The organism is uncultured Chitinophaga sp. (genome assembly GCF_937898475.1).
Taxonomy (GTDB): domain Bacteria; phylum Bacteroidota; class Bacteroidia; order Chitinophagales; family Chitinophagaceae; genus Chitinophaga.
Map to the genome: position 1 here is coordinate 675136 of NZ_CALEJS010000016.1, position 26619 is coordinate 701754.

General features: G+C 48.5%; 26 protein-coding genes. 14 read left to right on the forward strand and 12 right to left on the reverse strand.

Annotated elements, in window-relative coordinates; all coding sequences use genetic code 11:
* Positions 1–55: 55 nt before the first annotated feature.
* From Q0577_RS12575 to Q0577_RS12595, 5 genes are all read left to right on the forward strand, one after another.
* Entirely contained in the window at positions 56–655 is a 600-nt protein-coding gene (locus Q0577_RS12575; RefSeq protein WP_298736765.1) for a DUF2911 domain-containing protein, read from the forward strand.
* A gap of 404 nt (positions 656–1059) precedes the next feature.
* Positions 1060–2214 carry a cystathionine gamma-synthase gene (locus tag Q0577_RS12580; RefSeq protein ID WP_298737339.1) on the forward strand — a complete coding sequence of 385 codons (1155 nt, stop codon included), beginning with the start codon at positions 1060–1062 and terminating at the stop codon, positions 2212–2214.
* Positions 2215–2232: 18 nt separating this feature from the next.
* A complete protein-coding gene (locus Q0577_RS12585; protein ID WP_298736768.1) occupies positions 2233–3006 on the forward strand; it encodes a TIGR02757 family protein in 774 nt (257 codons plus the stop codon).
* A 100-nt stretch (positions 3007–3106) separates the two neighbouring features.
* Positions 3107–4045, forward strand: a complete 939-nt coding sequence (locus tag Q0577_RS12590; protein WP_298736771.1) for a DUF6263 family protein — start codon at positions 3107–3109, stop codon at positions 4043–4045.
* 6 nt (positions 4046–4051) lie between these two features.
* Complete coding sequence (locus Q0577_RS12595; protein ID WP_298736773.1) at positions 4052–4390, forward strand: hypothetical protein; 339 nt, start codon at positions 4052–4054, stop codon at positions 4388–4390.
* A gap of 2 nt (positions 4391–4392) precedes the next feature.
* Here the strand turns inward: Q0577_RS12595 and Q0577_RS12600 are convergent, their stop codons facing one another.
* The 3 genes from Q0577_RS12600 to Q0577_RS12610 all read right to left on the reverse strand — a co-directional run bounded on the left by Q0577_RS12600 (position 4393) and on the right by Q0577_RS12610 (position 8909).
* Positions 4393–5058, reverse strand: coding sequence for a sterol desaturase family protein (locus tag Q0577_RS12600; RefSeq protein ID WP_298736775.1), 666 nt, complete (start codon positions 5056–5058; stop codon positions 4393–4395).
* A 104-nt stretch (positions 5059–5162) separates the two neighbouring features.
* The gene (locus Q0577_RS12605) at positions 5163–7646 is read right to left on the reverse strand and encodes a glycoside hydrolase family 9 protein (RefSeq protein WP_298736777.1); all 2484 of its coding nucleotides are present in this window, start codon (positions 7644–7646) and stop codon (positions 5163–5165) included.
* A 21-nt stretch (positions 7647–7667) separates the two neighbouring features.
* On the reverse strand, positions 7668–8909 hold the full coding sequence (locus tag Q0577_RS12610; RefSeq protein WP_298736779.1) for a serine hydrolase: 1242 nt from the start codon (positions 8907–8909) through the stop codon (positions 7668–7670).
* A gap of 63 nt (positions 8910–8972) precedes the next feature.
* On the opposite strand from Q0577_RS12610, the gene Q0577_RS12615 reads away from it, so the two are divergent.
* Positions 8973–9992: a fumarylacetoacetate hydrolase family protein gene (locus Q0577_RS12615; RefSeq protein WP_298736782.1), complete on the forward strand. Its 1020-nt coding sequence runs from the start codon at positions 8973–8975 to the stop codon at positions 9990–9992.
* A gap of 15 nt (positions 9993–10007) precedes the next feature.
* Positions 10008–10898: a flavin reductase family protein gene (locus tag Q0577_RS12620; protein WP_298736784.1), complete on the forward strand. Its 891-nt coding sequence runs from the start codon at positions 10008–10010 to the stop codon at positions 10896–10898.
* A 48-nt stretch (positions 10899–10946) separates the two neighbouring features.
* Here the strand turns inward: Q0577_RS12620 and Q0577_RS12625 are convergent, their stop codons facing one another.
* Positions 10947–11684, reverse strand: a complete 738-nt coding sequence (locus Q0577_RS12625) for a DUF4197 domain-containing protein (protein WP_298736787.1) — start codon at positions 11682–11684, stop codon at positions 10947–10949.
* Positions 11685–11734: 50 nt separating this feature from the next.
* The gene (locus Q0577_RS12630; protein ID WP_298736790.1) at positions 11735–12568 is read right to left on the reverse strand and encodes a universal stress protein; all 834 of its coding nucleotides are present in this window, start codon (positions 12566–12568) and stop codon (positions 11735–11737) included.
* A 233-nt stretch (positions 12569–12801) separates the two neighbouring features.
* On the opposite strand from Q0577_RS12630, the gene lysS reads away from it, so the two are divergent.
* Positions 12802–14313 (forward strand): lysine--tRNA ligase, encoded by a 1512-nt coding sequence (gene lysS / locus Q0577_RS12635; protein ID WP_298736793.1) that lies wholly within the window; start codon positions 12802–12804, stop codon positions 14311–14313.
* A gap of 1254 nt (positions 14314–15567) precedes the next feature.
* On the opposite strand, the gene lptC is transcribed toward lysS, so the two are convergent.
* The 3 genes from lptC to Q0577_RS12650 all read right to left on the reverse strand — a co-directional run bounded on the left by lptC (position 15568) and on the right by Q0577_RS12650 (position 18246).
* Complete coding sequence (gene lptC / locus Q0577_RS12640) at positions 15568–16119, reverse strand: LPS export ABC transporter periplasmic protein LptC (protein ID WP_298736795.1); 552 nt, start codon at positions 16117–16119, stop codon at positions 15568–15570.
* A gap of 27 nt (positions 16120–16146) precedes the next feature.
* On the reverse strand, positions 16147–17391 hold the full coding sequence (locus tag Q0577_RS12645; protein ID WP_298736797.1) for a hypothetical protein: 1245 nt from the start codon (positions 17389–17391) through the stop codon (positions 16147–16149).
* Positions 17392–17610: 219 nt separating this feature from the next.
* On the reverse strand, positions 17611–18246 hold the full coding sequence (locus Q0577_RS12650) for an LON peptidase substrate-binding domain-containing protein (protein ID WP_298736800.1): 636 nt from the start codon (positions 18244–18246) through the stop codon (positions 17611–17613).
* Between the two features lie 120 nt (positions 18247–18366).
* Here Q0577_RS12650 and Q0577_RS12655 point away from each other — a divergent pair, with 120 nt between their 5' ends.
* From Q0577_RS12655 to meaB, 3 genes are read left to right on the forward strand one after another with little or no spacing between them, the layout of a single operon-like run.
* Positions 18367–19167 carry an FkbM family methyltransferase gene (locus tag Q0577_RS12655; RefSeq protein ID WP_298736802.1) on the forward strand — a complete coding sequence of 267 codons (801 nt, stop codon included), beginning with the start codon at positions 18367–18369 and terminating at the stop codon, positions 19165–19167.
* 40 nt (positions 19168–19207) lie between these two features.
* Entirely contained in the window at positions 19208–20257 is a 1050-nt protein-coding gene (locus Q0577_RS12660) for a glycosyltransferase family 1 protein (protein ID WP_298736804.1), read from the forward strand.
* A gap of 39 nt (positions 20258–20296) precedes the next feature.
* The gene (gene meaB, locus Q0577_RS12665) at positions 20297–21193 is read left to right on the forward strand and encodes a methylmalonyl Co-A mutase-associated GTPase MeaB (protein WP_298736807.1); all 897 of its coding nucleotides are present in this window, start codon (positions 20297–20299) and stop codon (positions 21191–21193) included.
* A gap of 3 nt (positions 21194–21196) precedes the next feature.
* Here the strand turns inward: meaB and Q0577_RS12670 are convergent, their stop codons facing one another.
* The gene (locus Q0577_RS12670) at positions 21197–23074 is read right to left on the reverse strand and encodes a chloride channel protein (RefSeq protein WP_298736810.1); all 1878 of its coding nucleotides are present in this window, start codon (positions 23072–23074) and stop codon (positions 21197–21199) included.
* Positions 23075–23521: 447 nt separating this feature from the next.
* On the opposite strand from Q0577_RS12670, the gene Q0577_RS12675 reads away from it, so the two are divergent.
* The 3 genes from Q0577_RS12675 to Q0577_RS12685 all read left to right on the forward strand — a co-directional run bounded on the left by Q0577_RS12675 (position 23522) and on the right by Q0577_RS12685 (position 25052).
* Positions 23522–24061 carry a protoglobin domain-containing protein gene (locus tag Q0577_RS12675; RefSeq protein ID WP_298736813.1) on the forward strand — a complete coding sequence of 180 codons (540 nt, stop codon included), beginning with the start codon at positions 23522–23524 and terminating at the stop codon, positions 24059–24061.
* Between the two features lie 57 nt (positions 24062–24118).
* Positions 24119–24379, forward strand: coding sequence for a DUF2024 family protein (locus Q0577_RS12680; RefSeq protein ID WP_298736815.1), 261 nt, complete (start codon positions 24119–24121; stop codon positions 24377–24379).
* Between the two features lie 70 nt (positions 24380–24449).
* Positions 24450–25052, forward strand: a complete 603-nt coding sequence (locus tag Q0577_RS12685; protein WP_298736817.1) for a MarR family winged helix-turn-helix transcriptional regulator — start codon at positions 24450–24452, stop codon at positions 25050–25052.
* A gap of 79 nt (positions 25053–25131) precedes the next feature.
* On the opposite strand, the gene Q0577_RS12690 is transcribed toward Q0577_RS12685, so the two are convergent.
* The 3 genes from Q0577_RS12690 to Q0577_RS12700 are packed head-to-tail and all read right to left on the reverse strand — an operon-like array spanning position 25132 to position 26584.
* Complete coding sequence (locus tag Q0577_RS12690) at positions 25132–25347, reverse strand: hypothetical protein (RefSeq protein WP_298736819.1); 216 nt, start codon at positions 25345–25347, stop codon at positions 25132–25134.
* Between the two features lie 19 nt (positions 25348–25366).
* Positions 25367–25936, reverse strand: a complete 570-nt coding sequence (locus Q0577_RS12695; protein WP_298736821.1) for a DUF420 domain-containing protein — start codon at positions 25934–25936, stop codon at positions 25367–25369.
* Between the two features lie 21 nt (positions 25937–25957).
* Positions 25958–26584, reverse strand: coding sequence for an SCO family protein (locus tag Q0577_RS12700; protein ID WP_298736825.1), 627 nt, complete (start codon positions 26582–26584; stop codon positions 25958–25960).
* Positions 26585–26619: the final 35 nt, after the last annotated feature.

The following is a 26619-nucleotide window of genomic DNA, read 5'->3' on the forward strand; positions in this document are numbered from 1 at the left end:
AACGTTCAAACTTTTTATCTAAGTTTGAACCTGCATTTAAAACTATCAGCCACCAATGAAGAAAGTATTTCTCTCTATCGCAATGATCATCTTATCAGGCGCCATGTTATCTGTAACCGCACAGGATAAAAAACTGCCGCCTGTAGACGCCAGCCCTATGGATATGGCTTACTATCCCCCGGTATATCCCTACCTGGTAAAGGTAAAAGGCGAACCGGGCACACTGGTAGCCAGGGTTATCTACAGCCGCCCGCAGAAAAAAGGCAGAACCATCTTCGGAGAACTGGAAGGATATGGCAAGGTGTGGAGGCTGGGAGCCAACGAGGCAACTGAGATCGAATTTTTTATCCCGGTGAGCATTGGCGGAAAACATGTTCCCAAAGGCCGCTATACCCTGTATGCCATTCCGCAGGAAACAAAATGGACCATCATATTGAACCGTGAAACAGACATCTGGGGGGCATATAAATATGATCAGGCCAAAGACGTGTTAAGAACCACCGTTCCGGTTCTTAGCCCGAGCGCTCCCGTAGAAGCATTTACCATGGTGTTTGAAAAAGCCGAAGGCGGTGCAAACCTGGTGATGGCCTGGGACACCGTGATGGTTAGCCTGCCTGTGAAGTTCGGCGAAAAGGGTACTGCTAAAAGGAAATAAAAAAAGGGTGGTAAGAATACCGCCCTTGTAAAAATTTTAACCATATCCTATGAAAAACCTGAACCAAAAATAGTCGGATTGCGCAAACGGGTTTTCCCGCTTTTGGTTAACGCAGCAAAAATGTTCGTAAGTGCATCATTTTTTCGGGTAACGGGATCAAAAATGCCCTTTTTCGCAGTCAACCGCCGTTGCCCTACCGTATTTCTACGTATAGCCACGTTGAGTAGAAACCCCTTATAATTCATTATCAGCGGGTTTTAGTACCTTTAGATTGTTTGAGGTTGGATGTTTGAGATTTGATGTTCGGGCTCGGTTAAAAGATAGATGTTGATAATCACCTATTTAACTTCCGGTACTGCTTTAAGTTTCAATCATCCTGCCAGCCTCAGACAACACAGTCAAACATCAAAACGAAAAGAATGAAGCTCGGAACTAAGCTGATACACGCCGGTGTAGTACCCGACCCCTCCACCGGGGCCATCATGACGCCTATCTATCAAACTTCCACTTATGTACAGGCTGCGCCGGGGCAGCACAAAGGCTATGAATACGCCCGTACCCAGAACCCTACGCGGGACGCCCTGCAGCAGGCACTGGCTGCTATTGAGAATGGTACATACGGAATATGCTTCGGCAGCGGACTGGCAGCAACCGATGCAGTGATCAAACTGCTGAATCCGGGAGATGAAGTGGTCGTTTCAAGCGACCTCTATGGCGGTACCTATCGCATCTTTACCAAAATATTTGAACGTTACGGTATAAAATTCCATTTCATTGACATGCAGGATGCACAGCAGATCCGCAGCTACCTGAATGGCCAAACGAAAATGATATGGATAGAAACCCCTACCAACCCGCTCATGAAGGTAATAGACATTGTCGCCTGCGCAGCCATTGCCAGGGAGCATAACCTGCTGCTGAGCGTAGACAATACCTTTGCCTCCCCCTATCTGCAAAATCCGCTGGATCTGGGCGCACACATCGTGGTACACTCCGCTACCAAATACCTGGGCGGCCATAGCGATGTAGTGCACGGGGCCATTATCGTAAAAGATGAGGCGCTGGCGCAGCAACTATATTTTATCCAGAACAGCTGCGGTGCAGTGCCCGGGCCCCAGGACTGCTTCCTGGTGCTGCGTGGCCTTAAAACACTGCATGTACGCATGCAGCGCCATTGTGAGAACGGCGAAACCATCGCCCGTTTTTTACGCCAGCATCCTAAAGTAGATAAAGTGTTCTGGTGCGGTTTTGAAGATCACCCCAATCACCCCATCGCCAAACAGCAAATGCGCGGTTTTGGCGGTATGATGTCCTTTACGCTGAAGAACGACAGTATGGAAGCCGCGATGAAAGTACTCAGCGGCACCCACCTGTTCTCCTTGGCAGAATCCCTGGGCGGCGTGGAATCCCTTATCGGGCACCCCGCCAGCATGACCCATGCTTCCATACCCCGGGAAGAACGCCTGAAGAACGGCCTGGTAGATTCCCTCATTCGTCTGAGCGTTGGCATTGAAGATGCGGAAGATCTGATGGCTGACCTGGACAATGCCATAAAGTGAATTTCTATAACCGATTCTATGAAACTCCGGGAATTAAAGCGCTACCTGGACCAAAAGGCAGCGCATTACGACCATCCTGATTTTATCGCCGGCGACCCGGTCAGCATTCCGCACCGGTTCACCCGATTACAGGATATTGAAATTGCAGGGCTTTTCGCCGCTACCCTGGCGTGGGGTAACCGTACCACCATTATCGCCAAATGCAGAGAGCTGATGGAAATGATGGATAACGCCCCCTACGATTACATCCGCCATCACCAGCCTAAAGAACGCCTGCAATTGCTGCAGTTCTGCCACCGGACCTTTAATGGAGTTGACCTGCTCTATTTCGTTGAATTCCTGCAGCATTACTATACCAACGTTACCTCCCTGGAGTTCGCTTTCAGCGGTCACCTCAGCCCCGAAGACAAAACAGTGGAAAAAGGCCTGATCGGTTTCCACCGCATCTTCTTCGCGCTGGAACATCCCGATCGCACGCGCAAACACATTTCCACCCCGGAAAAGAACTCGGCCTGCAAACGGCTCAACATGTATTTACGCTGGATGGTCAGAAAAGACAAAAATGGCGTGGATTTTGGTCTATGGCAACACATCGCTCCGTCCCAGCTGGTGTGCCCGGTAGATGTGCATGTTGCCAGAGTGGCTACCCGCCTTGGCCTGATCAACGAGGAAAAGTCCAACTGGAAAACTGCCCTGGCATTAACAGAGCGGCTGCGGGAAATGGACCCGGAAGATCCTGCCAAATATGATTTTGCACTGTTCGGACTGGGGGTGATAGAGAAATACGTTTAAAGGTTTGAAAGTTCAGGGGTTTGAAAGTTTGAAGGAGCTCCTTAATTTACAGGCCCTTACAAACGTTCAAACCGTCAAAACATTCAAACGTTTAAATTTTATGAAGTTTATTTCAAGTCTGATCATCGGTGTTTCGCTTTCTCTGACGGCTGCCGCACAGGAATATGTTGAACTGGGCTATAATTTCAAGGCCGGCGAACAATTTGAGCTCACACAGGAAAGCCGCAGCGAAACCTATACCACCGTAAACGAGGTAGTACAACGTGTAACCAGGGACTTCAACAATATCATCGCCATTGAGGTGACAGAAGCGAACCCCGGCCGCAGCCTGCTTACTTTCCGCTATAAGGAGCTGAAATTTAACTTCAACAGCAAGAACCAGAATATTTATGTAGACGCCAATACCCCCAACGATAAAGAGCCTTTCCAGGCTGCCCTCAAAAATATACTGGACCATCCCTTTACTGTAGACCTCCAGAGCAGTGGCTCCATCAACAAAATAAACGGGCTGGACAACCTGCTGGACAGTGCTGCCACGGCCTTCACCTCACTTAAGAAAGATGAACAGGAAGCCTATAAAAAGCTGATGAAAGACCAGTTTGGGACAGAAGCCTTTCGCGCCTGGCTGGAACAACTGCTGGTGATTTACCCCGCACATGGCGTAAAAACCGGCACCCAATGGGAAGAAAGCGTACCCCTGCGTACTGGCCTGGTAGGACGGATGGACCTTTACTGGAATTTGCAAACCTGGGACAGCCAGACCGCCAAAATAGGCGCCACCGGCAAAGTAAAAACCGATAAGCTGCAGCTGCTTACCCTGGAAGAAGGTATCCAGGCCACCGCCGAAATTGAAGGCACTATGCAAAGCAATTATCTCATCCTGCGCAGCAGCGGCCTTCCCGGCATCTGTATTCAGAACCTGGAAATGAATGGCAATTATACCTATAAGGCCAATAAGGAAAAACGCCTCAAACGCGACCTTAAAGTGCCCGTTAAGGTGATCACTAACGCCTCCTATAAGATCAAACAAATGAAATAAGGCAGCATGAGCGAGGTACCGGATAAATACCTGGAAACAACCGCCCGCGAACTGGGTGAAACCATGGAACTGCGTTTGCCGGATACCATCAGCTACCAACGCCTGGAAGAATTGCTGGCAGAACGGCTGGAGATACTGATCAGCCACCACTTCCAGCAATTCGTCTTTTTATTGTATCGTATTGATGTGCCGGAAAACCAGATAAGAGACATCCTGGAGCAGGATGCAGGTGCCGGTGCCTACCACAAAATAGCAGGCCTGCTCATAGAAAGGCAATTGCAGAAGATAAAGTCACGCGAAACGTATAAAACAAGTCCCCCGGAAAACGAAGCAGACAGATGGTGAGCCTATGAACGCTCAAACATCAGTTCTTTTACCTTGGTCTTATCCTCTTGTTCCTGTTTCAGATCAAAGCCGGTTCCAAATACGGTATCCCATAAAGAAGAACTAACCCCAAACCCTTTGTCATCACTTTTGTAATGATGCAGGTGGTGGTTGCGCCATACGGGTTTCATGAACTTAAAGGGAGGGTTCCAGGCATGTATGGCATAATGCATACTGCCATAAATGAGGTACCCCAGTATAAAACCGGGAAAGAAAGAAAAAGTATACTCCCTGAGAAAAAGATACTGGCAGGCAAAAATGATGGATGCCAGTATAAGACTCGGTATGGGCGGCATGAACAGCCGCTGTTTGTCCCGCGGGTATTCGTGATGGTTACCGTGCATTACATATACCACCCGCCTTACTTTAGGGTTGTCGCTGGCAAAGTGGAACATAAACCGGTGCATCACATACTCAAAAAAAGACCAGAAAAACATGGCGCCAAAGAAGATAAGCGCAATACTACCGATGCTAAAACCCAATACCTGGTAACTATGATACAGCATGTAGCTGATAATGGGTAAATATAGGCCCCAAATGATCAATGGATGCGTTTTGGTGAGCATCTCCAGGTATTTACTCTCAAACAATCTGGCCTGTCCTTTATTCTTAATCTTTTCAAACTTCATAGACCCCTGGTTTTAAGCAAAATTACATCATTAATTAGATAAACGGACCAGGAGCCATGTACCCCTATAGTATTTCAGGTACAGATTATCAGCGTGTTACCGCACTATTGCTGCAATAAAGCAGGCAGGCTTACCAACGTATATTTTTTTTCATGAAGGAAGTTCAGCAACTTGTCGAGGTCATTCCAGCACTTGTCGGTACGCCTGGGGTCTACACCTGCATGCATCAGCAATATAAAACCATTCAACCCTGCAGGATGCTGTTGTTCATAATTGTAAACAGATTGCATGATCTCCTCACAGCTACGGTACTGCCGCAGCTGAGGCCAGGTATAGTCTGCATTGCTCAGGGTGCCCGACGTAAAGTTTACCAGCTGTATGCCCAGTTTATTTGTCCAGGCTGCAATGGAATCATTATACCATTCATACGGCGGCAAAAAATAAGCCGCCTGCGCCTTGCCTATTCCATGCTTAGCCATAGCCTGGTAACATTGCTGCAGGTCTGTAGTGAACTGCTGCTGTGTGACAAGGAGGCTGTCCCTCTTCACCCAGTCGTTATACAACAGGTGCTGGTCTGAATGCGGCCCCAGGTAATGGCCCTGCCGCCGCAGCTGTTGTATCAGCTGCCTGTTGACAGGATCACGGTAAAACCTGCCTGTGAAGAAAAAAGACGCGGGCACCTTGTGCTGCTCCAGTTTCCTGGCGATAACAGTGCCGCCATCCCGGTACTCATCAGCTGTAAATACCAGCGCAAGCCTGCGCTGTGAGCTGTCTCCCCGGGTAATAGCGCCATGGCTGTACGTTGATGCAGCTGTGCGGGTGGGTTGTGCTTCATACTCCTGCGCCGCCAGCAGGTAAACCAGGCTGGCGGTGCCATCCATCGTAGGCTCATTGGTAGAGTAATCACCATAGTCATCATGGTACACCGCCAGGTCTGACTGGAATGGCGCATATTCATCGCCGTTATACAGTGTAATGCCAATCAGATTTTTGTAGATACTGGTGTACACCGGCCCATCTACCAGTCCGCCATTTACCGGGTATCGGTACAGGTGACTGAACGAACTGTGCGGGTCTTCCGGGAAATCACCGCCCGCCGGCAACCCGGCCACCATGGTAGTGCCCCAGGGATTACAACCAAACAGCCAGTCTATATTGGCCTGTTCCAGGACCTGGTAACGGTTGTCTTTTGTGATATGGCGGTAACGGTTGCACTGAATAGCAAAGGAAACGGTGAGGTTATTAGAGCACCAGATAAAAGGGATGCCCCTGTAAAAAGCATTATGCCGGGCTTTTTCCCAAACGGCGTTGATGCCTTCACGGTAGTACCGCATGGTGCTGTCCTTCATCGCAGTACCCGCTTTCGCCAGCTCATAATGGCCGAAATTATGAAAAGGATACCACTGGTAATGCCGGGCGGTATCTGCGCCCATCCAGGGAGTAAGCGGTTCCTGCCGGGCCCAGGAAAAAGCCTTCCCCAGCAGATCCTGTTTACCGGATAACTGTCCCAGCATAACGGCGCCCAGCTCCATATCGTCTACCCAGTTGTCTTCCTCATAAAAATAAGGCGCACCGCAGGGCGCGGTCTGGCATACCCCCGGATGTGCCTGCCCCAAAGCAAAGGCGGATGCAGCTTTACCAGCCAGCAGCCTGCTATATGAGCTGTCTGTGTGTTTGTAGAGAGATGCGCCCAGCGCAAAAGCGCTGGCAAATTTACCGGCTGTAGAGGCAACACCGGTACTGCGGTTCTTGTGCTGTTGAAGACCCTGCGGCTCTCCGGTACAGAAATATACCGGGCGCTCCAAACCCTTTCCGTAACTGGCGGTATCCGCTGTGGGCAGGCGCATACCCCGGTGGTCACGGTCGTCCGCTATCTGGTTAAACAACTGGTCAGGGGCGGGATGCATTTTTAACAGCCAATCCAGTCCCCAGCGCGCCTCATCCAGCACATCAGCCACCTGGTTGCTGCCGCTCAGACCATTGGCGGCATGGGCATCGGTAAATACCGGGCCAAAATCCCGCCAGGCAGCCAGCAGGTGATAGGTGGCATTGGCAGAAGTGGTAACATATTGCAGGTAATCACTGGCGTCGTGCCAGCCGCCTGCTACGTCTATATGCGTGCCGTCTGGCATAGGGCCGTATACGGTAAAGCCATCGTGTGTATGACAGGAATCTTTGAGGTAAGGATTGAACCCGCTACGCTGCTGCCGCATGTATTGCAGGCAGAAATCAGCAGTGCCTTTGTAAACGTCCGCACCTATACGAAATACCGGCGAACGGCTGTTCCCGCAGGCAAGATAATAAGTGCCCGGCTGCCGGAAGCCGCTAAAGTCCAGGCGCCTGGTATGCGTAAAAGGCCCGTAAGCGCCAAAATCACGGCTGCTCTTGCCCTGCCATACTATTTTGCCACTGGCAGCATGATGGAGTGTAAAAGCAGCCGCAGGCAGGTCTGCCTTAGCACACCACACCGCCGTTTTAACACCGGCAGGCGTATATCCCAACTGGTTAATTCTTATCCATGCAGTGGCGCTGTCATTACCCGCAGCGGTAAAAGGCAGCAAAAAAAGCAGTACAGACAGTAATCGCATGACAATAAATGATAGAGAGCGCTACCTCACAGCCGCAAACTTTTCAAGGTTTGGCGTATACGCCCGTTTACGCTCCAGTTCGTACTGGTAAATAATATTTCCGATCTCTTTGAAAAAAGGATAACCTTCCGTTTCATATTCGTAGCGGTCATCATTCAGAATTCCGTCCCGGTTTACATAAACAGTGCCTGTGAGCATGAACTCTACATTGTTCTTAAAGTCCACAATATAAGCCGCATCGGTCAAAAACCCGAAAGCCCAGCCTGTTTTATTGAATACACGTATGTGCGGCGGTATCTTGCCTTGTCCCGCCTTGAACATAAAGAACTTGGTAAAGCTGTCAAAGTACTGGATGGTATCGTATTTCGGGAAATCAGACTCCCGCGGTTTGGCAGACATGTAGTGATACAGAAAACGATAATCTTCTTTCGTCAGTTTGAAACGCTGCTTTTTAGGTACTGATTCCGGGAACAGTAACGATTGCAGCATATGCTGTATATCTTCGATCGGGAAATTGTTATGTTTGGTAAAATCCAGCGGGGCATTGATGAGTGAGTCACGGCGGTTCAGGTGTGCATTACCGATCAGTATCTGTTTGCTGAAATCAAATGGCAGGCTGCAATAATCGGCCTGCTGGGCAAATACTTCTTTCCCGTTCTTTACAAAGCGTACCGGGTTGGTATGACGGTTACCATCCTCATCCAGCGGCATAAAACGCCTTACAATCCGTACATCTTTATACCCCCTGTCCCATAGTTTTTCATGGATGGATTGCATGCCCACAAACTCGTACAGGCGGTTATAGGCATTATTATCACTCACCAGGAAGATCTTCTTGACATAATGCGCTACAGATGGCATTCCATTCTGCGCAGTAGTGTCGCTGTACACTTTTACCTGTCCGGGGTAGGCGCTGTCTGTCAGCATTGGGGTATTCATATCAAGCCCCCGTTTATGCAGCTCATGCAGCTTTTCAAGCGCCAGCGCAGCAATCGGCATCTTTACCATGGAGGCCGGGTTGAAATAGTTATTACGGTCTACATTGAAATAGTAATGCCTGAAATGCGGACGGTTGTGTTTGTCCCGGTCTATCTGCGTATACATCAGCTGGTAACGGAAAGAATCCGGGTATTGCAAAGTGTGCTGCAAAGCAGCTGAGGCATGCTGCCTGATCAGTTTTTCCAGCAGGGTATCTGTACGTGCCTGCCCTCCTGCCCACAGGTATAACAATGTGGCGATAATTGTGAGTGGAATTCGTGGCATATCTTCAAAAATAAAAATATATATTTGGCTATCATACACCTAAAGCAAAAAATTTATCTAGTAATGAAGCTTGTAACTTACTTAAGGGAGGAGGCCGATCAGCTGGCCATTTTAGTAAATGGCTTACTGTATAACACGCAGGAGCTGCATCCCGAACTGCCCGGTAACATGCAGATGTTCCTGATGATGTGGGAAGAAGTGATAGACATTGCCCGTCATGTGGATGAACAGCTGAAGAATGGGCAACATGTTGGCAGCGCCATGGGAATTCCTTATGATAGTGTACAGATACTGGCTCCTGTGCCTTTCCCTACTTCCTGCCGCGATGGCTATGCCTTCCGTCAGCACGTTGCGGCAGCACGCCGTAACCGCAGGGTAGATATGATCCCTGAATTTGACCAGTATCCCATCTTCTACTTTACCAACCACAATGCCATACAAGGCCCCGGCAAAGTATACTGCATGCCGGATCATTTCGATAAACTGGATTTTGAGCTGGAAGCAGCCATCGTGATCTGTAAACAGGGCCGCAACATTCCTGCAGAAGAGGCAGATGAATATATCGGCGGCTTCATGATCATGAATGACCTGAGCGCCCGCACCCTGCAGATGGAAGAAATGAAACTGAACCTGGGCCCTGCCAAGGGAAAAGACTTCAGCACCGTGATCGGCCCTATGCTGGTTACGCCGGACGAACTGGAGTCATTTCTGGCCCCCCCAAAACCTGGCCATACCGGCAATAATTACAACCTTAAAATGACCTGCAGGATCAATGGCGTACAGGTAAGTGAGGGTAATATGGGCGATATGGACTGGACCTTTGCCGAGATTATTGAACGCTGTGCCTATGGCGTAACCCTGATGCCAGGCGATGTGATTGGCAGCGGCACCGTTGGCACCGGCTGTTTCCTGGAGCTGAACGGCACCGGCAAACTGCAGGATCCCAACTACCAGGAGCAATGGCTGCAGCCGGGCGATGTAGTAGAGCTGGAGATCGAAGGACTGGGCGTGTTGCAGAATACCATCGAACAGGAAGAAACCGACTTCTCTATACTTCGCCGCAAAAAAATGAGCGTACAATAAAACCAACCATATCCAATGTTGCAGATCGTTCCGGGGCAAGTTAAGACGGCTGCGCTGCATGCTTACCTGCTGGGAGCAGTGGCGCCAAGACCTATCTGTTTTGCCAGCACTGTTGATGCCGATGGCCACCCCAATCTTTCCCCCTTCAGCTTTTTTAATGTATTTGGCAGTAACCCTGCCACGCTGATCTTTTCCCCCTCACGCCGGGTACGGGATAATACCACCAAACATACGCTGGACAATATACACGCCACCGGCGAAGTAGTGATCAATGTGGTAAGCTACCCCATGGTACAGCAGGCTTCCCTCAGTAGCTGTGAATACCCGCAAGGCGTCAATGAATTTGAAAAGGCCGGCTTTACGCCACTGCCTTCTGAGAAAATAAAACCATGGCGCGTAAAGGAAAGCCCGGTACAAATGGAATGTGTAGTAAAACAGGTGATCGCTACCGGGCAGGAGGGTGGCGCCGGTAACCTCGTTATCTGTGAACCGGTCCTGATCCATATCAGCGAAGCCGTGCTGGACGAACACCAGCATATAGACCCGCATAAGATAGACCTGGTGGCGCGTATGGGGGCCGACTACTATTGCCGCGCCTCGGGCGCCGCTGTATTTGAAGTGCCTAAGCCCAATACCCGGCTTGGTATCGGCGTGGATGCATTACCGCTATCTATCCGTAACAGCCGGATACTCACTGGCAACAACCTGGGCATGCTCGCCAACATACATGAGCTGCCGGTCATTGATCCTTCCTTTGAAGATGAACAGCTGAAAAATATAATCCAGTATTATAGCATTACGCCGGATGAGATGGAGAAAGAGCTGCACCGATATGCGCAGCAGCTGCTGGAATCAGGAAAGGTGCGTGAGGCCTGGCAGGTGTTATTAACAGCTATCAGCTGTTAGCTTTTAGCCATTACTGACTGCTAAAAACTAACAGCTGATTGCTTATGTTTATTTACTTCCGAATACTTTCTTCAACAAATCCGTTGTACGGGCCGCCGGGTTATCGCGGATATTGGCCTCTTCTTTACTGATCTGGTCAAACAGGGCGGCCACTGCTTTGGTGGTCACATAATCCTGCAGATCGGGATTCACCTTGTTCATGGTAGTAGGCAGTTTATTGTAGGTGTTTACAATATCGCCGTAATACTTCGTCGCGCTGGTACTGTCCAATGCACCTTTGATGGAAGGCGAGAAGGCAGCTTTCAGCTGGTCGGATGTCTTTCCTTTAAAGTATTCTGTAACAGAGTTGTTACCACCGCTCACCAGTTTCAGCGCATCGGTAATGGACATCTGCTTGATAGCGTCCACAAAAATGGGTGCTGCATGGCTTACTGCGCCTTCTGCCGCGCGGTTTATCTGGAGAATCGCTTTATCCACCTGGCTGCCCAAGCCTATGCTGCGTAATGTTTTTTCAATTTTCACAGCGTCTTCCGGCAGGAACATCTTGTAAGCTTCGTTGCCAAAGAAGCCATCTTTTTTGCTGAGCGCTGCAATGCCCGCGTTCACCCCTTTTGACAGCGCCTCTTTTATACCGGCGCCTGCTTCAGATTCGGTTACATTGCTGTTGGTGGTATTGCCGGTAGTAGTACCACTCATTGCTTTCTCTTTCAGTTTTTTCAGTAGTTGCGCCTGGCTCACCTGTAAAGTAAGCATGGCCGGCAGCAGGAATAACATCCCTTTCTTCATAATGTTGCAGTTCATATATTAAAAATAGTCAAAATTTATCTGCTTTATATTTATTCGTGTATGGCCAGCAAAGGAACATGTGTATGAAAAGCCAGCTGGGTGGTACGGCTCCGCTTGAAAATATGATCAAACAGGCCGTGCTTTTTAGGGATGATCAGTATCAGGTCTGCTTCCTGTCTGGCGGCAAAATCCATAATTCCCTGCACCACATTGGTATGATCGATGAAATGGAACTGCGGGTCGTAACCTTCCAGCAAGGTATCCAGCATCAGCGTTTCGTAAGGCGTGTCTGAAGTGAAATGTTTACTTTCATGATCAATATTCAGCACATGCAGCTCCGGCTTAAATACATTCAATAGCTTTTTCAGCGGTTGTACGGGCGTGGTTTCCACCACTTTCCTGAAATCGCAGGCAAAGACAATTTTACGTATAGGCCTGAAACGGGCGCTGCCCGGTACAATGATGACGGGGCAGGTAGTATGTTTCACCACGTCTACCGTATTGGAACCTACAAGAATCTCTTCCAGCTGGCTGCCGCCGGTAATGCCCATGACGATCAGATCAGCCTCCTCCTGTTTTGCCACCTGGTCTATATTAGCCGGCAGCAGATGGTTCTCCGCCCGGGACGCCAGTATGGTGTTTTCAGGCAGCAACGGTTCCAGCTCACGCATCATTTTATCGAGCCCTTCCAGGCTGGCGCTCCTTAGCTCATCCGGGTTCACCATGGGTACAGACGAAGGCACATCGGGGATGGGCACAATCAGCTCATAGGCATGGTATAGCACAATACGTGCAGTGTTCATCTGGCGGGCCAGGCCCAGCGCATAACGAGCGGCGTTATACGACGTCTCAGAGAAATCCGTAGGAACGATGATCGTCTTCATAACAGCGGTTATTTATCAAAGTATGTAAGAATTGCTGTCGTTTTCATATGGCCATTTTTGAAATATCTATAGCACTCTCACTGTAAAGTTAGGGCTCTCCCACGGTATAACGCCCCTCTTTCTGCCAGTAATGAAAATTTAATGCCAGAAAGTCAAGTCTTGCCCTCTTCGGGAAAGGGCGGCTATGGACTCTCGCTTATTACCCTTATTTTTGCACTCCATTTGAATAATACATGACACAATTATCTGAGCAGGAGATTATACGCCGGGATAAGCTGCAGGAGCTGCAGAAGCTGGGCATAGACGCCTATCCGGCAGCAGAATACCCCGTTAACAACACTTCCGTTAATATCAAAGCGAATTATTCGGAAGATACGAAAGACCAGTTCCGGGAGGTTTGCGTGGCAGGCCGTATCATGAGCATCCGCGACATGGGCAAGGCCTGTTTTGCCGTGATACAGGATAGTGCAGGCCGCATACAGGCCTACATCCGCCGTGACGATATCTGCCCCGGAGAAGACAAAACTTTATACGATAACGTTTGGAAAAAGCTGGTAGATATAGGTGATATCATCGGCGTGAAAGGTTATGCCTTTATCACCAAAACGGGCGAAACCTCCATTCATGTACAACAGCTGGACATCCTTTCCAAGGCCCTCCGTCCGCTACCCGTGGTGAAGGAAATGGAAGGCGCCACCTTCGACGCTGTTACCGATCCTGAATTCAGGTACCGCCAGCGCTATGTAGACCTGGTGATCAACCCCCAGGTAAAAGAAGTGTTCGTAAAGCGTACCAGGATACTACAGACCATCCGCGATTTCTATAACAATATGGGGTTCCTGGAAGTAGAAACTCCGATTCTGCAACCGATTCCCGGCGGCGCTACCGCCCGCCCCTTTGTTACACACCACAATACGCTGGATATGCCCTTATACCTGCGTATTGCCAATGAGTTGTACCTCAAACGCCTGATAGTGGGTGGCTTTGAAGGGGTATACGAATTTGCCAAAGACTTCCGTAACGAAGGTATGGACCGCACCCATAACCCGGAATTCACGGTGATGGAAATGTACGTAGCCTACAAAGACTACGAATGGATGATGCGCACCACAGAAACCCTGCTGGAAAAGATCGCCATTGCCCTGCATGGCACCACCCAGGTAACCGTTGGCGATCAGACCATTGACTTTAAAGCGCCCTTCCGCCGCGTAACCATGTACGATGCCATTAAAGAGCATACCGGCATAGATATCAGCGGAATGGACGAAGACCAGCTGCGCGATGTGTGCAAACAGCTGGGTATTCACGTAGATCCCAAACTGGGCAAAGGTAAACTGGTAGATGAGATCTTTGGCGAGAAATGCGAAGCGCATTATATCCAACCCACCTTCATCATAGATTACCCGGTAGAAATGAGCCCGCTTACCAAAAAGCACCGCAGCAAGCCCGGCCTGGTAGAACGCTTTGAGCTGATGGTGAACGGTAAGGAAATTGCCAACGCCTATAGTGAACTGAATGATCCGATAGACCAGCGCCAGCGTTTTGAAGAGCAGGTTAAGCTGATGGAACGCGGTGACGATGAAGCCATGTATATAGACTACGACTTCCTCCGCGCACTGGAATACGGCATGCCGCCTACTTCCGGCATCGGTATCGGTATAGACCGCCTTACCATGCTGATGACCAACCAGCCCTCCATACAGGATGTGCTGTTCTTCCCGCAAATGAAACCGGAGAAATTATAATTGCAGACGATTCATCGTTCAAAATAAAAAAGGGGGTGTAAGACTACACTCCCTTTTACTTTTTTTGACCATATCCTATGAAAACCACTTCAAATTTAATACTTCATCACTAGTTCGTTCATCACACTTATTATTCGATGCTATTCTTTTAACAGGTGGTAGCATTTTGACTATAGCTGGCAAATGCCCCTGATATAAATCCGGTTTTCCCGTCTCTCAGCACGCAAAAAAAAGTCCCGTACATCAGCGACGTACGGGACCCGTAGTATATAAGAATAAATGTTGAATGTCCTAAAAAAGAAACAGGGCTGCAAGACTACAGCCCCGAAAAATTTTAACCATATCTTTATTGAAAAACCTGTAACAAAGATCATATTTATTTAATTGTCACCACCCCCATTCTAGTGAATGCTATATTTTTCTTGGGGAACGTATCAAATATGCAGATAAACGCAGCCGCATTGGATGAGTCCACTCAATAGGTATTTAGCCATTAAAAATAATATGTACTGATATTCAATATTTTATAAAAAACCCGCATGGGCCATCTTCCGGATACTATGAAGGCAATGTTCCGGTAAACACCGGTAATAGAGGGTTAAACGTAAAAACCACTTTTCAGGGCCTTATAAAAATAAAAAAGGGTGGTAAGAATACCGCCCTTGTAATAATTTTAACCATATCCTATGAAAAACCTGGATCAAAGATAGATCAGCATATATAGGTTTTTCCTTCATTTCCGTGAACGATGGAAAATTGTTCGTAAAAATGTAAGTTTTGGAATTCTGTTCATGCATTATAAAATTCATTATATTAATAGGAATATTAATTTCACAGTTTATTAATATTAAATGCCTTGTAAATTAAGCAGAATGGTACAGTCTCTTCCGTAAGGGATATAATAAGGATGACCCTGCCAAAAATGGGCAGCTGCTTCATTGCCATACCCGCTTCCTGCGGCCACCATATCCCGTGAATTTTTAATTTTATTTTTCCTACGGAAGGGGGCCTCACGTCTACATAAAATACTGAGGAACAACTACGTTTAGTGCTGGGCGTTATATACTGTTGAAAAGGAAAGCGCACCTGACTGAAAATTTCTGCTATATCACAACATATATAGCCCAGCTTGGCACAGTTCTTGTCGCCTTAGAACAAATTTTAGGTTAAAAAATAGGTTAAAGCGAAAGAGGCCTATTCGTCTGGGACGGATGGGCTTTTTTCGTTTAAGTAGCTCAGTAAAGCCGGCCTTTATTATTGCAGGGTGCTGTCCTGCACCATTACCTGGCCCTGGGGATTGATAATATTGTAGTTGGAGAAATCCTGGTTGGATTCAAGTCCTGTACCATAGATGGTATCTGTAGGTGTGCTGATACGCACATTTTTGTTGGAGTAAAACTTCCCGCGTTTGGAATCCCAGTTCAGCTCATTACAGTCAAGTCGTTTGCCTTCCCGGTTAATCACCACCACGCTGTCGCGCAGGAACACATTATCGTCGTTTTCAAAGTACTTGCCATAACGGGCCGTTACCGTACTCTCCACGGTAAGGCTGTCATTATAGGATAATACTTTTAAACCATTATTGAACTCAACGTAAGCGGGACGTTCCAGGTATCGTTTCATAGTAGGGGCGGTAAGCTTGGCCCTTACCTTGCCCATCTGGCTGTAATAGCTTTCTATCTTGGTGCCTTCTTCGGTAACAGCTGCTTTCTGGTCCAGCCGCATGATCGCCTGCATGTCATTTTCGCAGGCAAACAAAGACATCAGGCATAAGGAAATGCAGGCCATCTTCCAGGAAACGGTCATATTTGAAACGCTTTTCAACGCCGCAAATTAATCATATTTCCGCTTAATAAACCAGCGGTCATTCAGTGTGAAGCCTAATACCGCGCGGTACCAGTTTTCCTTTAAGATGGTCTCATTATTGCCACGGTGCCCTATTTCGAAAGCGATATTGAGCACGGTGTACTGGTTGGAGTAATTCTGTCTGCGGATGGGTAAGCCGGCTCCTACAGAGAAACCGTATATGGTCATATCCTGGCCATTCAGTTTAAGATAGTCGGTACCGTAGTATACCCCGGCACGGTAGGTCACCTTGTTCCAGTAACCGTTCATAGCCCTGGCATTGGGTACAAACTGGCCGCCCAGGTTCACCCTCCAGGAATTACGTACAGAATCTTTTTCGCCGTAATTACGGAACTGGTCCCACTGCTCGGTACTGAAGTCCAGCCCAACGGAAAACTTGTCCACTTTACGCAGCATAATACCGCCGCCATATTGCTGGGGATAGGTGATCTTGCCCCTGTCGCCTTTTGCATATAATACCGTATCCTGGGTCACATAGTCATTAGAGGAGGCGTCAAATGCCAGGGTTTCCCGCATCAGCTCCCGGCGGGCCGAAAGGGTTTGCTTCAGGGCCCCCGTAGCACCCAGGGTAAGATCTGTTTCTTCTGTCAGCCTGATCCGGTATTGCAGACCCACGTTGTAAAAAATGTTGCCATAGCTTACACGGGTAGAGTGCCGGGAAGGGAATATGAACTGGCTGGTAGGATAAATGGCCTTGGTACTATTCTCAATATTGCCGAAAAGGTAGCCAAAGTTGAACCCAATGCTGAAATTGCCGAACCCGATACCGGCGCCGGTGTACACCTGGTACAATCCGCCATTGCCCTCATACTGGTAGGCCACCGGGATTTTCAATGTATCAAAAAAGGTGGCCTGATCATTCTGCAGGATATTGTAAGACACCTTGGTTACGGGGCGGAGGCCCAGCACCATACCCAGCTTTTTACGGATGGGAATACCCAGCTGCAGGTAGGAAAGAGACCCGATACCGGAACGGAACCGTTCATCATTATTACCAATCACCCGGGCGCCTGCCTCCACTGCAATGTCAAAGGTGGTCAGCACCAGGTTGGAATAACTGGCCGGGTTCACAAAGTTAATAGACTGTGGATCATTATATGCCTGTGAAACACCACCCATGCCGCGATTGATCACATTCTGGTTGGTAGCCTGGTCGCCAAGACCGTATCGGGAGTAAGGAGAATTGTCCTGTGCAGCAACGCTGTTTGCCAAAAGAAGCAGAAAAGCCAGTAAGCAAAAAATGCCAGCTGTAGTCCTATGCATTGAGTTGATCTGATTAGTAGTTTACTGGTTTAACAGGCGAATTAGCATGAAAATAATCGACTAAGCCGCCAAATAAGTCTGCAAATATCTAATTTTTAGGGTTGGAAGCAAAAAAAACCAAATATCCGCCTGTTAAAAGGGCGTTAAAAAGTGGCTGTTCAGCTGTTTTTACAGGCCTTCTGCCGATAAATTCCGAAAATGTCCGTTAAGTTTTACCCGCTCCTTCAGCTTCTCCATTTCCGCCATCAGGGGAATTACTTTCAGGAGATGGCGTTTCAGGTACTCCAGGCGCTGCATTTCCTGGAACAGGTGCAGCAGCTCATATTCCTCCTCCAGCGAAAGCCCGGCATGGTGGGCCAGATCATAGGCGCTGAGCTCTTCGTCCTTTTTACCGAAGCTTTTGTTCACCTGCAGAATGTGATGCAGCTCGCGTATGGCATGTAATACCTGCTGCCGCAGGCGGGCGTTGGTTTTTGTACTGTTCTCCGGGTAATTTACAATAGCGCCGTCATACAGCTTGTCCGGAATAGAGCGGATCACTTCCAGTACACGGAACACGCTCAGCCCCCGGGTCACAATATCCATCTCACCGTTCTCATATTCCTTTTCCACCCTTACCACTTCCACCAGCGTGCCATACTCAACTATCTTTTTATTAATAACAGCGGGAATACCAAATGGCTTCTTGTCTGCCACACATTCACTGATGAGCTGCTTATAACGAGGTTCGAAAATATGAAGGTTCAGCTGTTCCTGCGGATAAACAACTATGCCTAAAGGAAATATCGGAATGAAATTGGTCATAAGTATCTTGTTCTTTCTGGCGTCAAACCTAAAATTAAGCCTTTCTGCCTTAAGTGGCAGATACATAAAAACTAACAGCAGAAAAGTCATCATTTGAAAGAAAACCGTTAAATTGAGCCAATGGTGAATAGCACTTTAGCTAAATATGCCAACCTGGTACGCCATATTTCCAACTGGCACTTGTATTTCAGCAGAAAGTTCAAAGTACCATATGGGAAACTGTTGTTTCGAACAAGAGATCAGGGCATATATTTTACCACACCAACAAAGTCGCTATACCTGGTATTCAAGGAGATCTTTATTAATGATGTTTACACCATGGATCAGCTGGCCCGTTCATTACCCGGGCAACCTGTAGTGATAGACATTGGGGGCAATGCAGGCTATTTTACGCTGTTCCTGCTGGCTAAAAAAGGAATGGCCCGGGTGTATGCCTACGAAGCTGTTGCTGCCAATTGCAGGCTGTTTCAGCAACACCTTGATATGAACCGGCAGCTGAAAGAAAAGGTAGCAATATATCACAAGGCAGTTACGGGTACACCAGCCCTTACTATTACACTGCACCTGGAAACCGCGGAAGGCAACGCCGTTACCGCCTCTGTTTATGATGATTTCACGAAGGACAATACATACATCGCAGAAGTGCCCTGTATCTCACTGGCAGAAATACTGGTCGCCAACCAACTCTCAAAGGTAGACCTGGTAAAAGTGGATTGTGAGGGCAGCGAGTATCCGATCATTTATGAAACACCGCCACATGTGTGGGAAAAGATTGACCGTATGGCCATTGAGGTACATAACCTGGACAAAGAAAAACGCAATATGTCCTTCCTGGAAGGATACCTGGTAACACTGGGCTATACATTGAAGCATTACGCACTTGACAACGGATGCTTTATGCTGTTTGCCCTACGCGCATAACTGTCACACTTGTTATGTATATCCCATAAAGCGCAAGTGGATGAAGCAACTATTGATAGATTGCGAGAAGATGAAAAACGCCAACACCGGCCTTTTCACCTATTGCAATGAACTTGGCAGGTCATTGTTACAACAGGCAGCGCCTGATGAGCAGCTGAGCTTTTACCTGCCGCCCAAACTGGGAAAGTATTTCGGAAATGACGCAGGCTACTTGTGGCAGCACGCGCTGCATAAACTGTACCTTCCTCACCGGAAGGCTTTCGACGTTTGGCATACCACTTACCAGCTATCTGACTATCGCAGTCCTAAAACAGGCACCAGGAGAGTACTCACCATCCATGACCTCAACTTCATGCACGAGGCCAAAAGCGGGGCAAAAAGAAAACTATACCTGGCGCACGCACAACGCAATGTGAACCGCGCCGACTATATCACCTTCATCTCCAGATTTGTGGGAGACGATGTCATGCGCCACCTGGATCTTGGCAACAAGCCATATAAAGTGGTATATAACGGCGCCGCCGTACAGGAATTCCCGGGTTTTGACCATCCCTGCTACAGGCCGCAGCTCCCTTTCCTGTTCACCCTCGGTGTGGTAAACACCAAAAAGAATTTCCATACCATTCCCTGCCTGCTCAAACATTGTGATGCAGAACTGATCATTGCAGGCACCGTGTTCAATGACGCCTACAGGCAACGTATACTCAACGAAGCGAAACGCTACGGCGCCGCCGGCAGGGTAAAACTCCTGGGGCCCATCAGCGAAGAAGACAAATACTGGTACATGAAAAACTGTATGGCATTTGTATTCCCCTCCATCGCCGAAGGCTTCGGCATTCCCGCTATAGAGGCCATGCACTTTGGCAAACCGGTGTTCCTATCAGACAAGACCAGCCTGCCTGAAGTAGGTGGCTGCTTTGCCTACTACTTCCGTGACTTTGATCCGGCGCACATGCAGAAAGTGTTTGAAAATGGTTTGTGGCACTATGAAAACCAGCGCCCCGCCAATGCTATCCGTAAACATGCCCTGCAGTTCAGCTGGGAACGCATGGCGGCAGAATACCTGGAAATATACCGCAGCCTGTATTAAATGCATACCGAAGTCTTTAATTTGCAGCAAACAATCCTAATGCACAAGCTGGCTGATATTGACAACCTGAAAACACTGGCCCGCCGCATCTCACTGGTAGAAAACGGCGCCCCCGGCTATGAACAGCTGCTGGAGCAGCTGCCGGCTGGCAGCAATACCCGCGTGGTAGGTATTACCGGCCCGCCCGGCGCAGGTAAAAGCACCCTGGTGAACCTGCTGATACAAACCCTGCTGGAACAGCAAAAACGTATTGCCATCATTGCAGTAGACCCCTCTTCTCCTTTTAACTTCGGCGCCTTGCTGGGCGACCGCATCCGTATGAGCCAGCATTTCAATGATCACCGGGTATTCATCCGCTCTATGGCCAACCGCGGCGCATTGGGAGGATTAAGCCCCAAGATCATAGAGGTCAGTGATGTGATCAAAGCAGCCGGCTTTGATTACCTGTTCATCGAAACGGTGGGGGTTGGCCAGAGTGAAGTGGAAATAGCCGGTATTGCAGATACTACCGTTGTGGTAGTGGTGCCCGAAGCCGGCGATGAGATACAAACCATGAAAGCCGGACTGATGGAGATAGCCGACATCTTTGTAGTGAATAAAGCAGATCGGGACAATGCAGACGCCTTTGTAAAAAACCTCCGCCTGCTCTCCGCAGAAAAACATCATGCGCAAACAGGATGGCAGATCCCTGTATTAAAAACCATTGCTACCCGCAACGAAGGTATTGCGCCATTAATACAGGCCATTGATCAGCACCAGCAACAGATCAGCCACAATGAACGGCATGCCGTATTACTGGCAGAAAAAGCATGGCAGCTGATCCAGCACCGCCGTATGCAGCAGCTCGACAAAAAAGCGCTGATACAGAAAGTACGGGAACAGCTGCAGCATGGTCATTTTAATTTATACAAACTGGTAAACGACTATTCAGCATAATACTTACTTCAGCACACCGTTACGGATCAGCAATTTGATCACCTGCCGCTTAATGGAAATGTTACGGCTGCTGGTCTCATCCGCCTGCTTTGCCTGCTGGTATGCCGCAAACACAGAACGGTAATTCACCAGTCCCAGTAACTGCTTGTCCTGCGAGGAAGCGATGATCGGCAGTATATCCTGCTTATGACGCGCCATCAGGTCTACCGCCACACGCAAAGAAGTTTCTTCCTGTGCGGTCACCATATTGGTATGAGAAACGTAGGTCACGGAGGCGTCTTCAGGCACATCCGGCTGCAGCACATCATCCGTCTGCACAATACCGGTCAGCTGCTGGTGCGCATCCACTACGGGATAGGCCAGATCATGACTGCCTAATTTGTTTTCGTATAACCAGCTGCGTAATTCGCCAATCGTGTTTTCCTGGCTGATCATCACCAGCTCCTGCAGCATCGCCGCCTTTACGGAAATGCTTTCCAGCAGATCAGGCTTGTAAACATGGGGCGTAACGATACCCCTGCGGGCAATCTTCTCTGTCATGATCGTATTACGCATCATCAGGAAAGAGATGAAGTAAGCCGCTACACAGGCACCTACCAGCGGCAGCAAAGCATCTGCATCACGGGTGGTTTCCAGCGCAAAAATAATAGCGGTGAGCAGGGCCCTGGTAGCGCCTGCAAACATAGCCGCCATACCTATCAGCGCCGCAATGGAAAAGCTGATCTCTACCTGCGGAAAAGCTGCCTGTAACAAAAAGGCTACAAACAACCCGGCGGCGCCGCCAATGGTCAGCAAAGGCGCCAGCGTACCACCCGAAGTACCGCTGCCCAGTGAAAAAGACCAGGAGATGAATTTAAGCACCCCCAGCACAAATAAGGTCTGCAGCGTTACTTTCCCCATCAGCAGGTTATCAATATTAACATAACCCACACCCAGTGTCTCAGGCGCAAAATAACCTACCACACCTACCACCAGGCCGCCGATAGCCGGCCACCACATCCAGTGAACAGGCAGCTTCTCAAACGCATCCTCTATCAGGTATACCGCCTTGGTGATCAGGGCAGACAATACGCCGATCACAATTCCTATCACAGAGTAGGCCAGCAGCGCGGTATTGGTAGGCGCCTGCACATCAGGCATGGTAAACACCGGCGCTCCTCCAAAGTAAAGGTGATGAAATGCGGCGCCGGTAATACAGCTCAGGATGGCGGGGATAATGCTCCGTGGCGAGAATTCAAATAATAACAGTTCAACGGCCAGTATCACTGCCGCCAGGGGAGTACCGAATATGCACGACATACCGGCGGCTGCGCCGGCGGCCAGCAGTATCTTTCTCTCAGCCGCGGTAATACGCAGCACCTGCCCGATCACAGAACCCCACGCGCCACCCGTGGCAATAATCGGCCCCTCAGCACCGAACGGACCACCGGTACCGATGGAAATTGCCGCAGATACCGGCTTCAGAAAAGTGATCAGCGGTTTGATACGGCTTTTGTTCACCAGTACCTGCTCCATAGCCTCAGGAATACCATGCCCCCTGATGGCAGAAGAGCCGTACCTGGCCATAAAACCTACAATGATAGCCCCGATCACCGGCACCGCTATCACCCATATACCCAGGTGGTGATGCAGGGGCGTGGCCTCATGCACGGAGAATGTGCCGTAAAATGAAATATTGGTGATAAGATTAATTAACATCAACAGCACCTTTGCGATCAGGCTGATCACCACCGCGTTCAGTACTGTCAAAAGAGAAAGATAGAGCACCCGGCGGGTATTAAAGCTGCCGGGTTGTTCTATCTGTGCCTCAGATAAAGCCGGGTCCATTGATGGAGATACAGGTATGCCGCCCCGGGTGAGGCCAAAGAAAAGTTGCTTCATTCGCTTTATATTGATTCGCTATGCGTGAGTAATAGAGCGTGGTAAAATCTAACGGGCTTCAAAACTATAAACAACGGCTTACAAACTCAAATAAAAATGATGACAGGTATCATTTATATATAATATTTTTATTGAATACTGACAACCGGTTATTTTAGTGCGTCATTCGTCGTTTTGATTACGACATAAAGAGTTAACTACTCGTTAACAATATTTCTTTGCTAATTTGGACAAATTTTATATTGTTGACTATTACTCACTGTTATTAAGTAAGTTTCGCATGCTAAATCTCTGATATATAGCGTAAAAGAGCCAGTGAACGAATTGTTAAAAATTTTTTTAGTTAGGAACCCTTATTATATTTGTAAGGTATGGATTTGTGTGGCTACTCCTCTAAAAAATATATGTATGATTAATGGCAAGCGTTATGAAAGTACGTCGGCCGGCATGACCTCATCAACTTTGAGCCTTCGTGATCTGGTTTTACTGAAGAGAATGTTGTTATTTACCCGTGAAGATGAACGTTATCTTCAAATGGCTGGCGAGGTACTTTCCGATCAGACTGAAACAATCCTGGATATCTGGTATGACCATATGGTAGCCAATGACTACCTGGCGCATTACTTCACCAGGGATGGAAAGCCGGATGCAGACTACCTCAACTCCCTGCGCCCCCGCTTTGGCGACTGGATCCGTCAGCTTTGCCAGCCCCGCAACAACCAATGGTCCCGCTATGAAGAAGCCATCGCACAGCGTATTAAGGAACAACCTTTGTCAGACAGCGGTCTGGATGATATTCCCGTTGTATTCCTCCGTTACATGGTTACCTTCATATACCCTGTTACCGCCGCTATCCGGCCCTTTTTAAGTAAACACGGCCACCGGCCCGAAGAAGTTGAAAAAATGAACCAGGCATGGTTCAAAGCCGTTAGCCTGAGCGTCATCCTTTGGACATACCCCGATCCTGCCACACAGGAGATCTGTTAAAATCTTGATCATATACGGTATTGAAATCCTCCGAGAACCTTAGCTAAAACACCTACTATGGAAGTTGCTGTATTTGATACCTATGTAAAGAAGAAAAGTGGCGGCTATATGCATTTTGATATCATTGTCGCCGCAGATACCCACTACGAAAACGTACTTACCTTCGGCAAAGACTACCTTCGCTCAAAAGTACACGCCGGCTCCAACATCACCGCAAGAGAATGCCGCTTCTGCCACCTTGAAGAAGTAGTGCCCATCTGGGAACAAACCATTGTACAAAAAGGCTACTATATCCACGAGATCGAAGGCTGTCACTAACATTATATTTCCTGCGGCTTCAAATTTTTGTATATTAGCCGGTTACTAAATATAGTAGCAAAGCAGGATCATGGGGAAAACATCTATTTTCAACCCCGCACAACAGGCCGGAAACGTTTCAAGTAAAGTGGTAGCCGCACTGGAGCGCCTATCAGAAGCTTTTCGTGTGCTGCTATGGAACGAAGCCAAACAATATGGCCTGAGCCCCATCCAGATCCAGGTTCTTGTTTTCCTGCAACACTATCCCGAAGAAAAGCGGACCATCACCTACCTGGCCGCCTATTTCAATATGACCAAAGCCACCATCAGCGATGCCGTCAAATCCCTGCAGAGTAAAAACCTGCTGATCAGAAAGGCCACCGCCAATGACTCCCGCAGCCATACCCTGCACCTGGTGAAAGACGGTAAAACCCTGGCCGCCAAAGTAGAGCGCTTTGCACAGCCCATGTATAACAGCATCTCCCTGCTCCCGGCAGATAAGCTGGAAAACCTGCTGGAAAGCCTGCTTAAAACCATCTACCAGCTTAACCAGCAGTTCATCATCACCCCGCAGACCATGTGCCTCAACTGCCGCTTTTACGAACTTAAAGCCAGCGGACATTACTGCAACCTCGTAAAGTCACCTTTACAATCTGCAGACCTCCGGCTCGACTGTCCCGAGTTTCAATCATAACCTGCAACAGTTAACAATGGCACAACATGTGCCCTGCATAATGATTGCTAACTACTAACTCTAATTCTTAATTATTAATTTAATTGTTGTCGGACACACGATTACTACGCCACCAGCGGTAGCCCAGTATGCCGATGATCGCCAGGGGAGTGATGGCCAGGTAGAGGATACCGTTATTCAGGCCTTTAGCGGGGCCTTCGCCCAGCTGCTGCGCAGTTTTTGTACAGAGAGAACATTGCGCCATCGCAGCAACACTGCACAATAACATCAGCACTATTTGCCCAATCGTTTTCATACTATAAAGTTACGCAGTATTAGTAATACGGAGAAATCATTACATAAACAATCACCCCGGTAATAGCCACATAAAACCAGATAGGCCAGGTGATGCGGGCTATCTTGCGGTGCCGCACATAATCTGCCTGCAGGCCGCGCAGCAGGGTAAACAATACCAGCGGTACAATCACCACTGCCAGTAATATATGGCTGAGCAAAATGAAGTAGTACACGTACCTGGCGCCGCCTGCCAGCGTCTTTTCTGCCGCATCCAGCACCCCGTCATGGTTGATGTCGCCAAAACGGGTAGACTCCGAAAAGAAATGATAGGTGACGTAGGAGATCAAAAAGAGTGCGCTCAGCGACACTGCTACCAGGTTGGTTATCTTATGCGCCTTTGTCTGCCCGTTCTTGATGAAATAAAGGCTGGCCAGCAGCAGTATAGCCGTGGCAGAGTTCAGTATAGCATGAAAAAGCGGGAGAATACGTATATCAAAACCGGCTTCCATTTCAGGGCGCGGCAGGTAGAATAACACCGCTACCACTACCGGTATCAGCACCGATACAATGGCGATAGGCAGGTTAAGGTTTTTGTTCTTAATACTCATGATATCCTCTTGAGAGGTAAATTATTCGTTACCGGAGAACAAGCGCTTCCAGAAGGGAGGCCTGTTCCTGTCTTTTTCCAGGTGCAGAACGGCAATATCATTAGCGCACCTGCGGATAGCGTCATTATCAAGGCCGTTATAATAACCGCGGATATGGCCGTTCTTATCAATCAGTACCAGCTTTTCGGTGTGGATGAAATCATCCGGACCACCATCGCCCTGGGTTACTGATACAAAGAAATCATTGCGCGCAATATCATAGATCTCCTTCTTTTCACCGGTAAGCAGCCACCACGTATCCGTATTGATATTGTGTTTTATGGCATATTGCCGCAGCCTTTCAGCAGAGTCGCGTACCGGGTCAACGGTGAAAGAAAGTATCTGCAGTAATGTGTCGTTCTTTACGTAAGCTTCCTGGATCTTTTTCAGGTTGCTGGTAAGCGTTGGACAAATACTGGTACACGAAGTGAAGAAGAAATCTACCAGCAGTACCTTACCCTTAAGGTCTTCCAGGCTCACCTGCTGGCCAGACTGGTTGGTGAGTTTAAAATTGCGGATGGTGTGGTATACCGTATCAAAGCTGGTTTTCCCATCCTTTACCACGGTATCCACCCTTTCCGGAACGTAAAGACGTGGTATAGGTACCACGTCTTTACTATAATGATCTACGATCAGGTACCCAA